This is a genomic window from Coleofasciculus sp., assembly GCF_046539235.1.
GTDB lineage: Bacteria > Cyanobacteriota > Cyanobacteriia > Cyanobacteriales > Coleofasciculaceae > Coleofasciculus.
In genome coordinates this window covers 1-12,601 of record NZ_JBKHHI010000176.1, presented here as the reverse complement: position 1 = coordinate 12,601, position 12,601 = coordinate 1, and the positions used below count along the sequence as shown (strand labels likewise).

Annotated in this window: 9 protein-coding genes; 3 read left to right on the top strand and 6 right to left on the bottom strand. The window is 46.2% G+C overall.

Features of this window, described 5'->3' with window-relative positions; translation table 11 throughout:
• Positions 1-305: 305 nt before the first annotated feature.
• Positions 306-1,607: an NAD(P)/FAD-dependent oxidoreductase gene (locus ACLFWI_RS16360; protein ID WP_446413793.1), complete on the top strand. Its 1,302-nt coding sequence runs from the start codon at positions 306-308 to the stop codon at positions 1,605-1,607.
• 482 nt (positions 1,608-2,089) lie between these two features.
• Here the strand turns inward: ACLFWI_RS16360 and ACLFWI_RS16355 are convergent, their stop codons facing one another.
• From ACLFWI_RS16355 to ACLFWI_RS16340, 4 genes are all read right to left on the bottom strand, one after another.
• The gene (locus tag ACLFWI_RS16355) at positions 2,090-6,376 is read right to left on the bottom strand and encodes a CHAT domain-containing protein (protein WP_446413792.1); all 4,287 of its coding nucleotides are present in this window, start codon (positions 6,374-6,376) and stop codon (positions 2,090-2,092) included.
• Between the two features lie 173 nt (positions 6,377-6,549).
• Positions 6,550-7,506, bottom strand: coding sequence for a succinylglutamate desuccinylase/aspartoacylase family protein (locus tag ACLFWI_RS16350; RefSeq protein ID WP_446413791.1), 957 nt, complete (start codon positions 7,504-7,506; stop codon positions 6,550-6,552).
• A gap of 238 nt (positions 7,507-7,744) precedes the next feature.
• Positions 7,745-8,650 (bottom strand): 30S ribosomal protein S6--L-glutamate ligase, encoded by a 906-nt coding sequence (gene rimK / locus ACLFWI_RS16345; protein ID WP_446413790.1) that lies wholly within the window; start codon positions 8,648-8,650, stop codon positions 7,745-7,747.
• An 11-nt stretch (positions 8,651-8,661) separates the two neighbouring features.
• Positions 8,662-9,126: an ATP-dependent zinc protease family protein gene (locus tag ACLFWI_RS16340; RefSeq protein WP_446413789.1), complete on the bottom strand. Its 465-nt coding sequence runs from the start codon at positions 9,124-9,126 to the stop codon at positions 8,662-8,664.
• 186 nt (positions 9,127-9,312) lie between these two features.
• Between ACLFWI_RS16340 and dapB the strand changes: the two genes are divergently transcribed.
• Together dapB and ACLFWI_RS16330 are read left to right on the top strand one after the other, a co-directional pair.
• The gene (gene dapB, locus ACLFWI_RS16335) at positions 9,313-10,140 is read left to right on the top strand and encodes a 4-hydroxy-tetrahydrodipicolinate reductase (protein WP_446410203.1); all 828 of its coding nucleotides are present in this window, start codon (positions 9,313-9,315) and stop codon (positions 10,138-10,140) included.
• A 166-nt stretch (positions 10,141-10,306) separates the two neighbouring features.
• The gene (locus ACLFWI_RS16330) at positions 10,307-11,005 is read left to right on the top strand and encodes a phosphate ABC transporter permease (protein WP_446413788.1); all 699 of its coding nucleotides are present in this window, start codon (positions 10,307-10,309) and stop codon (positions 11,003-11,005) included.
• Positions 11,006-11,314: 309 nt separating this feature from the next.
• Here ACLFWI_RS16330 and ACLFWI_RS16325 read toward each other — a convergent pair whose 3' ends face one another.
• The gene (locus ACLFWI_RS16325) at positions 11,315-11,944 is read right to left on the bottom strand and encodes a precorrin-8X methylmutase (protein WP_446352035.1); all 630 of its coding nucleotides are present in this window, start codon (positions 11,942-11,944) and stop codon (positions 11,315-11,317) included.
• 294 nt (positions 11,945-12,238) lie between these two features.
• On the bottom strand, positions 12,239-12,517 hold the full coding sequence (locus ACLFWI_RS16320) for a hypothetical protein (RefSeq protein ID WP_446413787.1): 279 nt from the start codon (positions 12,515-12,517) through the stop codon (positions 12,239-12,241).
• Between the last annotated feature and the right edge of the window lie 84 nt (positions 12,518-12,601).

Sequence of the window (12,601 nt, the reverse complement as noted above, 5' to 3'; positions counted from 1 at the left end):
TTAACCAAGCTATTAGTCAAGATGAACAGGTTATTTTAAGTTTAGTCCCTATTGCTGATGGATTAACCTTGGCGTTGAAGCGGGGTTAGATTAGCCTGATATTTTATTTTGCACCTTTGTCAGTAAATCATGACATCCGCCAAGCCAAGAACTCAAGTTCTTGGCTAAAAGCTTAAACCCGTTAAAACGGGTTCAATATCTTACCCAGTAAGCTTGAGCTTGCTTTAGCGGGAATAGCACGCTGCTTAAGCATTTTTGGATCGCCGAAACTATAATTTTGCCAACTGAGTTAGGAACAGTAACTAATGGTTAATGCAGCAATTGATAATCAATCTCCTGAACATGTGGTGATTATAGGCGGTGGGTTTGGTGGACTTTATGCCGCCCAATCGCTGGCTAGGGCATCGGTTCGGGTAACGTTAATTGATAAACGTAATTTTCATTTATTTCAGCCTCTGTTGTACCAAGTGGCTACAGGCGGTTTATCTCCTGGCGATATTGCTTCTCCCCTACGCGCCGTACTGAAGCGTCAGAAAAATACTCAGGTATTGATGGGAGAGGTAATCGATATCAATCCCCAGGATTGCTTGATTAAACTTAAGGATGGTAACAAGATTAAGTATGATACTTTAATTGTGGCGACAGGTGTAAGTCATCACTATTTCGGCAACGACCAATGGGCAGAGAAAGCACCTGGATTGAAAACCATTGAAGATGCGTTAGAAATGCGGCGACGCATTTTATCGGCATTTGAAGCCGCAGAAAAAGAAGCTGATCCCGATCAACGTCGGGCGTGGTTAACCTTTGTGATTGTCGGCGGTGGACCTACGGGAGTAGAATTGGCAGGGGCATTAGCAGAACTGGCTCATACTACATTAAACCAGGATTTCCGCCACATTGATACAACAGAAACTAAGATTATTTTATTAGAAGGAATGGAGCGAGTATTGCCTCCCTATCCGCCCCAATTATCCGCCGAAGCGCAAGCGGAACTTGAGCATTTAGGCGTTCAGGTACAGACAAAGACGCTAGTTACCAATATAGACGGGGATCAGGTGACGATTAAAAGCGGCGATCGCACAGAACAGATTACCGCAAAAACCATCCTCTGGGCAGCCGGGATGAAAGCCTCACCGATAGGAGAGGTACTGGCAAAGGCTACAGAAGCAACCTGCGATCGCGCTGGACGAGTGATAGTTAATCCTGATCTAACTGTACCAGGATATGCCAATATTTTTGTCATTGGTGACTTAGCCAATTTTCCCCACCAATACGACGATGGCAAACCTTTACCTGGTGTCGCCCCCGTTGCCATGCAAGAGGGGCAATATGTAGCCAATTTAATCCAAAAACGCCTCAAAGGAGAAACATTACCTCAATTTCACTATACAGACTACGGCAATTTAGCCGTGATTGGACGCAATGCGGCTGTGGTGAATCTAGGTTTTATACAATTTTCCGGATTTTTGGCGTGGTTAACTTGGATTTTTGTGCATATCTTTTTCCTGATTGAATTTGATAATAAAATTATCGTCATGGTGCAATGGGCATGGGGATATTTCACCCGTAATCGTGGCGCTAGGTTGATTACTAATCCAGAGGAGTAATCGTCATTCGTCATTCGTCTTATATCATTCGTCTTATGTATAAAACCATGTCCGACTAATTACTGTCACATTTGACATACCCCATCAATTCTATCGATATCAATTGAATGGTAGGGGCGACCCGCTGCAAAAATGAACACAATTGACCTATAAATTTTATCGGGTCGCCCTGCATCAGGTATCAGGAAAACCCAGAAAAATCGACATGAACCATTGCCTAAAATTAAACCGTTAATTTTCTCTATGTAACCCTAAATCGCGTATAATTAATTATCGGAAACTACCACATTTGGCAGGGCGAGTCGAGAGCAGTTAATCCTAACACCACCCCATTTAAGCAGCGACTCGCCCCTACAGGTGATCACCGACGATCTCTTGAGACAAGCGAAGGGTAAAAACTCAGAGGTTTAATTGGGGTCTTCCGTAGTTATTGTGCTAAATTGTTAGTTTAAAATAGAGCTTGGCGGTGGTTCAAAACTCTCTCACCACGGACTTCCAACTAAAGTAAAGGCACTCCAATAATAAGGATGAGTGAGTTCCTTTGCTGGCAAATTAGCTAATTCTGGTGGTAAAGCAATCCGACGATTTGGTGTAATCAAATAACCCTCTTCTAATCGCACTTGTCCGCGAATCATCGCTAATTGTGCCTGTCGCAAGGCTTCGGCTTTCAGAGGTGATTGCTGTAATTGTTCATAAAAACCTGTCATTAACCCTAACGTGCCTTCATCACTCACATACCATAAACTTCCTAGGGCAGATTTAACCCCAGCTTGTACCGCTAACCCGGTAAATCCTAACTCCGCTTCTTCATTCCCTAAAGCCGTCCGACAGGCACTTAATACCATCAGTTCCACGGTGGGGTCATGTAATCCCAATTGGCGGATGTCACTCAGTTTAAGTTGACGATCCCAAAACTGAATATAAGAAGAACTGGGTTGACCTGATTTAAATTCGCCGTGGGTAGCTAAATGAATGATTCCAAAGGGTTGAGATGCCCTCGCTGTTTTCAAATTGGCGGCGGTAAAGGTTTCATTCAAGAATGATTCACCCTGCCATAATTGAGTCGCGATCGCGGATAATTCAGTGGGGACAGCCGGTAATGGGTTTTGGTCAGTAAATTGGGACGCACCCATAGCTAAAACCTGTAAATCTCTCACATCTCGATAACGGGTATCAGTAAGCGAAAGACTAGGCATGAAACCGATACTATATTGTTCAATGATAAATTTATCCCCATCATGCAAAACGGCTATGGGTAGGGAACGCAATCCCTGATCCATAATGAAGGCGAGATTATTAATCTGTTGCGTCTTTAATTCTGTTTCTAAGGGCGCAATTAACCACTGATAAAGCTGTTGGGAATGACGGTGATAGGAACGAGGGATACGGGTATCGGTAACGGCGCGGCGCAACTGTTGGGCGGTATCGAGTACCTTTTGGCGGGTTGCACCGGGTATAGGGCGGCGTATGAGTTGCCCATTCACGGTGACAAGGATAATTTCGAGTTGATCATTATTTCGTGAGGGAGATTCATCAGTTGAGGATTGACTATCTTGACTAGCCATTGTGGTGGGTACAAAAATGGCGTAGATCAGCGCAGGTTTCGCCCCTGTAGCTTGTTCGATACGATGTAAAGTTGCCCGGGCATCTGCCAGAGTCAAAATGGTAGTATCTTCGAGTCCTAAATAGGTTTCATAGTCACGGGTTAATGATTCCTCCCATTTGGCAACCTGGGTGTCAATTTCGATTTCAGGCGGTTCGTCTTTGTCGGGAGGTAACGTGGGTTCAGTTAGAGGTTTGACTAAATTAACAGGATTGATAGCAGCGTTAGTTTCTGAAGTGGGAGACTCCGGAATCAAAATTGGTGGAGTTACCGGAATGGGAGTCTCTATATCCGGAGTCGGTGGCGTCACCGGAATCGGAGACTCTATACCCGGAGTCGGCGACGTCATCGGAATGGGCGGGGAATCAACGCTGATAATCTGAATATTACCCACCTGATGAGTAAATAGAAAAGATTGAGTTGGGGAAATCGTGAAATCGCCACTGGTAATTGTTCCCCTAGTGCCATTGGTTGTGCCATTACCTAAGATAAAGGGAATGACACCATTTCCACCATGTCTGAGCGTAATAGAATCTCCTCCCAATCCCCCAGCCGTAGAGATGCTAGCACTCATCCCATCTCGGTCAATAAATGTTCCCGTAGCCCGGAAAAATTGACCCGCGGTAATATCAATTTGACCTCCTTGACCATTATTTCCCCCTTGGGCGTTGATCAAGGTAACTTGGATATCGCCAATGGGATCTAAAGTAACATTACCGCCATCGCTGATAGTTCCGCGGCTATTAATTTTTCCCGTTGTAATTGCCGTCGCCGCATCAATTAAAATATTACCGCCACTGAATCCAGAACTGTTGAGATCATTCGTGATAATTTCTCCATCACGGCTGATTAACGTGATGTTTGCCCCTTGACCATTTCCACCGGAACTGGTATCTATATCGCCCGTGGTAATATCTTGAACAGCGGTTAGTGTAATCGCTCCCCCATTTTTGGTTTGATCATGACTATCAAGGATTCCGCTACGAGTATTAATCGAACCATTACTTGTTAGGGTAATCCCACGACCTGGATTGATAATAGTACCCGTGGTGATGCTTTGATTAGCTTGCAGCGTAATCGTGGCATCTTGAGTGCCTGTCAGGGTAAAGCCTGTGGTATCAATTGTCCCTGAACCAACTAGCGATCGCAAAATTACCGGAACTTTAAACGTGATATCATCTGCCAACGTAATTGTACCCTGACTATCCTCGCCACCAATCACAAGTTGCTCAAATTCATCTTGGAATAGATTCAGTTTATCAGTATCCAGATTCCAGGTATTGCTCGTGCTTGTCTCTCCAATCGTCATATCTAGCGTTGGGTCAAGGGGGTAGAATTGCACCGTCCCCGCGCCCTCGATTTGGGGAGTTAGCGGGAAATTCGGATCATCACTCACCTGAATCTGATCCGCAATCAAGGTAGTCGTACTCTCTCCTGTTCCTCTGGCTTGAATAAAACCATCTTGCACATTAATCCCAGCTGCACCATTGGCACCAATTCCCTCCAAAGTCATAGTTCCCCCACCCGTTTTCTCTACACCGCCCCCTCTTAAATCAATGCCATAGTTATTGTCTCCTGTTCCCTTACCCACGCCGGTTAGGGTAATCGCGCCATCCCTCGCCCTAATCCGAGAAGGATTACTTCCACTCCATTCCTGAATCCTGATCCCGTGATTTTCCGTTATCCCCGCACCAGCAATCCCCTCAATTGTAATATTTCCAGTTCCTGTCGCCTCAACACTCGACCGTACAAAAACTTCAACGCCATGGTTATACTGGTCAGGTCCGGTTCCCCCCTCACCCATAAACTGAATATCCCCATCGTTGGTACTAACCAAACTATCGGAGTCAATTTTTATTCCTTGACTACCATGTCGCGTTCCTTCTCCTCCATTACCTCCAATCCCCTCAAAAATAATCGTTCCCGTTCCCGTTGACTGGACAATTCCCTGCTGATTACCAATAGAAACACCATAGTGTAAGCCATTGTCCCCAGAACCCCCAGTGCCGATGAAATGAATAGTGCCATCTTGGCAAGACACTGTAGCATTCTTAATCCAAATTCCCCGATTTCCTGGGTTATCTTCGCTGAAATTTCCGCCGCTTCCTCCTGTACCGTTGAGGGTAATTGTTCCTTGTCCAATTGCTTCGATACGGCTATCCTGACTAATTTGGATACCCGGAATACCTGAAGTAGTATTCTCGTCGGTTCCGCCCCTACCGATAATCGAAATATGACCTGTACCCGACTCAACTTTTCCTGACGCGATCGCCACCCCAACCTGACTTGGTATAATTCCCCCAGAATCCGTCTGTATCTCTGCCGATGGTGTTACCTCGACCCCAGTTTCTACTGTATTCCCCGAACCCGTTAACAACGTCGCTAAATCCAGAGGGTTTGTCGGTAACGTTAACCCCCCATTACTCCTCGGTAACTCCACCTCCAAACTTAGCACTTGTCCCGATTGGGAGATTTTCACCAAATGAGAATTCGGCACAGCCGTGATAATAATCGTTCCCCCAGATGCCGTCAGCGTTCCTGTATTCACAACTTGTCCACCCAGTAGCGCTAAATCCCGTCCAGGTTCAACTGCCAATTCTCCTGCATTAATAATGATTCCCCCTTGAGATAAATCAAAGGCAAATTGACTGGGATCTCCGACTAAGTTCTGATACCTCTTCTCATTATTATCATTATCTCCAAAGGCATTAAACCAGTTATTACCAAACCCAATTCCTGTCGCTGTCGTTGCCGTAAAATCAGCCGGGACATTCAGTTGAGCATTCGCCCCAAAAATAATTCCCGCCGGATTCATTAAATATAAGTTTGCCGTTCCCCCGGTTACCTGAATCAATCCGTCAATAATGGAAGGATTTTCGCCAATCACTCGTCCCAGAATATTTCTCAAATCCGGAGTTGCCAAAAAATTAGCAATTTGATCTGAATCAATGCCAAACTCTTGGAAACTGTGGAATAAATTCGCCCCATCCTTTGACAAAGTGCCACCGTGAATATCAAACTGATTGCCATTTTGAGTAACAGTTGTACCTGTACCGTCATCGGCTGGGGTAATCGATTGAGCCAACACTGGAGTAGCTGTTACCAGTCTTACCGTTCCAGCGAAGAGAGTAAATAGGCAGATTTTGCACCACTGAGTAGATTTCATCAGGTTGATTGTTCCTGGCACAGACCAACTGAATTTTATCCCAGTGTTCGGCTTTATTTTTCCTCTAGCAACAAAAATCTAAAAAACGCTAAAACAATTTATTATAATGTAACGGTTTACCAGAATTTATGTAACCTTTTATTGCCTGTTAAGAGTTCCCGGTTAAGAGTTCCCTAATCACTCAAAACCGCTAAATGCAAAATCCCATCGCCCTGATTCACCAACGGATTCTGCGTGTGACCAATGACTAAGCCATCAAAGGGTGCATACGCTTTAATGCTATTCTCACCAAAGGCATCGGAAATAATGCATAAAACTTGCTTTTTGTCAACGCGCTGACCCAATTTAACAGTAAGACGCAAAATCCCACTGCGGGGCGCTCGTACCCACTTACTTTGCTTAACTTCTAATGATGGGTGCAAAGACTCAGGAAACGCCAACTCAATCATATTTAACCCCACCATCATCCGTAGAATACCGTCTACACCGATCGCGATCGCATCCGGGTCAAATCGCAACGCCTCACCCCCCTCATACAAGAGGATTGGGATACCTCGCTTCGTCGCGGCTTGACGCAAAGAGCCATCCCGCACCGTTGAATGCATCAGCAGGGGTGCAGCAAACGCTTTAGCACAATAATAGGTTTCTGGATCATCTAAATTCGCCCGGATTTGCGGTAAATTCGTGCGATGTTGAGCCGCCGTGTGCAAATCAATCCCATGGGTACAGCGACTCACTATTTCTGTCATAAACAAATCCGCCAAACGAGAGGCTAAAGAACCACGGGGGGAACCGGGAAACGAACGGTTTAAATCTCTGCGATCGGGCAAATAACGGGATTGTTCAATAAAGCCAAAAACATTAACAATTGGCACCGCAATCAGGACACCATGAAGCTGAGATGGATTAATCCGTTCCAAGACTTGGCGAATAATTTCCACCCCATTAATTTCATCGCCATGAATCGCCGCACTCATCCACAGTCGTGAACCAGTATTCGCGCCATTAATCACAGTAATCGGTAATGAGAGTAGTGTTTGCGTTGGCAGACGGGCAACCGGAATTTCTGTGCGCTTCCGTTCTCCGGGCGCAACACTAATTCCACCAATTGTTATAGTTTCATGATTCACAGTTGAGTTTTGAATTTTGACCCTTCACTGCGTTTGAGGTAACCGAGTTCGTAGGGGCGGGTTTAGGGACTTACGTTTCGCTATTGATGATAACGTTTGCACAAAACCCGCCCTTTCCAAATGTAGGCGCAGGTTTCACGATTATCATTTCTTCCCTCACCCATAAGTAACTAAACGCGCCCCGACTAACTTTTGCATACAACAAACAAAGGACAAATGACCAATGACATAAGACCCATTAATACTGAATGCGATCGCGCGTTTTTCCTGATGCTGCATTTTTCTGCAAAAACTCAATAATTTTCCCCGCCACATCCACACCTGTAGCATTTTCAATCCCTTCTAAACCCGGAGACGAGTTAACTTCCATCACCACCGGACCATGATTAGATCGCAACAAATCCACACCCGCCACTCTTAATCCCATCGCTTTCACCGCCCGTACCGCCGTACTACGTTCCTCTGGAGTTAACTTAATTTTTTCAGCATTACCACCCCGATGCAGATTGGAACGAAATTCCCCCGGTGCGCCTTGTCGCTTCATCGACGCCACAACTTTGTTATCAATCACAAAGCAGCGAATATCCATACCCGCCGCTTCTTTAATAAACTCCTGCACTAAGATATTGGCATCTAAACCGCGAAACGCTTCAATTACCGACTTCGCCGCTTGATGAGTTTCCGCGAGAACCACCCCAATCCCTTGAGTCCCTTCCAGTAATTTAATCACCAGCGGCGCACCGCCAACAATGTCAATTAACCCATCAATATCTTGAGTGGAATTAGCAAACCCAGTCACCGGAAGTCCCACACCTTCACGGGAGAGAATCTGAAGACAGCGTAACTTATCACGGGAACGAGAAATCGCTTGGGATTCATTCGCCGTAAACACACCCATCACTTCAAATTGGCGCACCACAGCCGTCCCATAAAACGTTTTAGACGCACCGATGCGAGGAATAATCGCATCCAACTCTTCCAAGACTTTCTCCTGATACACCACCTTTGGCTTATGAGAGGTAATATTCATATAACAGCGCAGGTAATTAATCACCCGCATTTGATGACCCCGCGCTTCCCCCGCTTCCTTGAGGCGTCGCGTGGAATATAGCGAAGCATCTTGGGACAAGATAGCTATTTTCATACAAGCAAGAACTATAGAGTCGTTTTCTTAATTTTGCGCTTCCCGGTTGAACTTTGGACAAAAGACCGACCCGCATCAACCAAAAAGCGTTTGCGGATGGCTTGACGCCCTAACAGCATCCGGAATCCCATGACATCTCGGTTCGTCAGGGTAAGTTCAATCAACCAGCGTTCCCCGTTTAGTTCTACCATAGTTTGGATAACGGGTCGTAACTGAGCCTGACCCCCAGAATTGCGAACCTGTCGCTGGTCAATCAGTTCAGCTTCAGCACAGACAGTGCGATGGGTATCTCGTTGATAGGGATGGACTTTAAACCGAACCATGGTTTTGCCATCCCGTGAGAAGGTTTCTACATCAAAGGCGTGTAAGGCGGAGGAACGCGCCCCGGTGTCAATTTTAGCTTTAATCTGGGAAATTCCTAAATCCGGCAAGGCGACTCGTTCCCGCCAGCCAATAATGGATAAGGACTTGGACATAAATTTTGTTCACGCTGGTTAAAAATTTGGACACTCCTGTGCCTAAAGATGATAGGCTCAAGCGGTTGAAACCGCAGCTACACAAACTAAACCCGCGAAGGCGGGTTCTCAAACCCTTGACGCTAGAGACGTTGCTGCAAAACAAGCTAAAATTCCCTTGACGAGTCTCAAGGATAAAGCAAAACCATGACAAATGCATCTCCCATCCCCGTGGTTGTCAACGGTGCGGCGGGTAAAATGGGTCGTGAAGTGATTAAGGCGGTCAGTCAAGCCGACGATATGACCTTGATTGGTGCCGTTGATCATAACCCGAACTATATGGGTCAAGATGTTGGCGAAGTCGCAGGTTGTGGTGCATTGGAAATTCCGATTCTAAATGACCTGCAAGCTACGCTAGTCATGGCGACTCAGGAAAAAGTGCAAGGGGTGATGGTGGATTTTACCCACCCTGACAGCGTTTATGAGAATGTCCGCACCGCTATTGCTTATGGGGTTCGTCCAGTTGTCGGTACAACGGGACTCAGCAGTGATCAAATCAAAGACTTAGGGGAATTTGCCGAAAAAGCCAGCACGGGTTGCTTAATTATTCCCAATTTTTCCATTGGCATGGTCTTATTGCAACAAGCCGCCATCCAAGCCTCCCACTACTTTGACCACGTTGAAATTATCGAACTCCACCACAATCAAAAAGCCGACGCCCCCAGCGGTACAGCGATTCAAACCGCTCAACAATTAGCCGGATTAGGCAAAACCTATAATCCCGCCATGGTAGACGAAACCGAAAAATTAGCGGGGGCTAGGGGGAGTGTCGCCAATGACAACATTCGCATTCACAGTGTCCGCTTACCCGGTTTAATTGCTCATCAAGAAGTCATCTTTGGGGCATCCGGTCAAATCTACACCCTACGTCATGATACCAGCGATCGCTCTTGTTATATGCCAGGAGTCTTGCTCGCCATTCGCAAAGTAACTCAGCTCAAATCTCTCTTCTACGGATTAGATAAAATATTGTAATGTTATTCGTCCTTTGTCATTCGTCATTCGTCCTTTGTCCTTTGTTTTTTCCAACGACTCAATACGACAAAAGTTGTTTAACTCTAAGCAGTGACTCAATGACCAATAACCAATGACCAATAACCAATGACCAATGACCAATAACCAATGACCAATAACAAAACCCATGCTAGTACCACTTACCCGCCAGACCTTTGAGCAGCTCATTCCCTTGATTGCAACAGCTCCCCAGTATGCTTACTACTGGGGAAAATTCCCAGACTTTTTAAAGCGACTGCTGATTTCGGTTGTCGCTGTCGTCGTCGTATTGCTCTTAGGACTCTTTTTAGGTGAAGGGTTTGATCCCTTACGCTTTCTTTTAGTTATTATCACCGGGTTGTACTGGTTTTGGAGTCCTGTCTACTGGGCAAGTCAGCGTAATATGCAGATACGTCGCTATAAATATAGTGGCTTCTGGCAAGGTCGAGTCTTGGATGTCTTCGTCACTGAAGAGTTGATTGGGACTGAAGAAAATGTCAACAATCGGGGTGAGTTGGTGATTGTGGAAAACCGGGAGCGACGCCTGAATGTAGAAGTCGGTGACGAGAGCGGATTTACCACACTGCTACAAGTCCCTCTGCGCCGCACTCACAAAGGCATTGTTCCCGGTCAAATTGCCCAGATGGTGGTGATGTCGAATCAGCCGGATTTATCCCGTATTGCCACCAATAGTGATATTTATATTCCTCGCTTGAATATCTGGGTAAGTGACTATCCTTATGTACAGCGCACTGTGTTTAGTCAAGTTAGTCGCCAGTTAACTCAAGCGGAGGAGGATGATTATCCAGCTAACCGTGTGGTCAAAACTCGGCGTCGTCGGCGTTGAGGAGATGGGGAAGCAAGGGGAGCTGGGGAAGCTGGGGAGGTTTTAGCTGTTCCATGATTGCTGCCAAGCTGTATTAGTCAGGGCGGGTTTAGTTACATCTGGGTAAGGAAAGAAACGATAGTAGTAAAACCCGCCCCTACAAAATTGGTTAGGGCGGGTTTTGTACAAACGTGATCATCAACAGCGAAAAGAGATTCCCTAAACCCGCCCCTACACACTTGGTTAGGGCGGGTTTTGTACAAACGTGATCATCAATAGTGAAACGTGATTCCCTAGCGCCCGCCCCTACAACCCATACCCTCGAAGAATTCAACTGACACTGGTACTATCCTGCCCATACGCCTGCCATGCTAAGTCTACCAGTCCATTCACAATAGCTGCCGCGACGACTGATGAACCTTTGCGCCCTTCGATGCGAATATGAGGTACTAAGGAATCTTCCAGTCGGGATTTGGCAACATCTACTTCAACAAATCCCGAAGGTGTGCCAATGACTAAGGCGGGACGGATTTCCTCTGCTTCAATCAGTTCCACCAACGCCGTTAGCGCGGTTTGCGCTTGCCCTACCACAAAAATCCCCTCTGGGTAACGTCGGGCTAAGGTTTGAATTCCCCAAGCCGCCTTCGTCTTTTCTTTTTGCGGGCGGGTGATGGCTTCCATGCTGCAATAGACGGGATTGGCAAAGGTTTCTTGAATGTGAGGCGTAATTCCCACCTGTACCATCGGCACATCTACCACAATCGTAGTCCGAGCCGCTAACGCCGCCGCGCCTGCTTGTAACGCACGTTCGGAAAAGCGAATCAGCTTTTGATACTCAAAGTCGGCTGTGGCATAAATCACCCGGCGCACAATTTCGTATTCGGCGGGTGAAAAGGTATGAGCGCCAATTTCGCGATCGATAATTGCCAAACTTTGAGCATCTGTTCCGTGCCATTCCATGGTGTCTCTCAATGCCAACCCGATTTTTGAGCCGTGAAAACTTTATGACTGACCCTAGGTCAGCTTCCTAGATAGCTTATCAAACTATTCTTACATTCAGTGAAACGGCTTGCGATCGCGCATTTTGCCTCTGAAGGATAATGTAGCGTGTAATACAAATTAATCAGACCTGTAGGGGCGACCCGCTTGCATTAATTAACAACACCAATCCACTCAATGGGATCGGGTCGCCCTTTCTCTGGAGTTGGTTCATCCTCTGCTTGTATTGTAAACCGCCTATTACAACAATCGACGCTATAGAGACGGTTTGGTTAAATGGGAGCAATAGCGATCCTCAACAATTGTAGATTTAGAGGACATCTTTACCAATTTATGGTGCGAGGTTTGGGAAACAACCTCTTTTTCCGGATGGATAGTAATCCGCTTACAAACCAAGTGTTGGTTTCCGGGACGCACAAAACCCCAGGTATACACTAGGGAATCAGAGGTGGTTGCTTGCGCTGGAGCTAGTCGGAACGCAGTCAATAATACTAGCTCTGCCACCACTAGAACTACAACTACGGCTTTCAGCATCGTTTTCTTTGGGTTGATAGATTAAATTAATCTTGCCACCGGGGATGTCGTCTTGGCAATAACCTAGAGGTGAAAAAGTTGTAT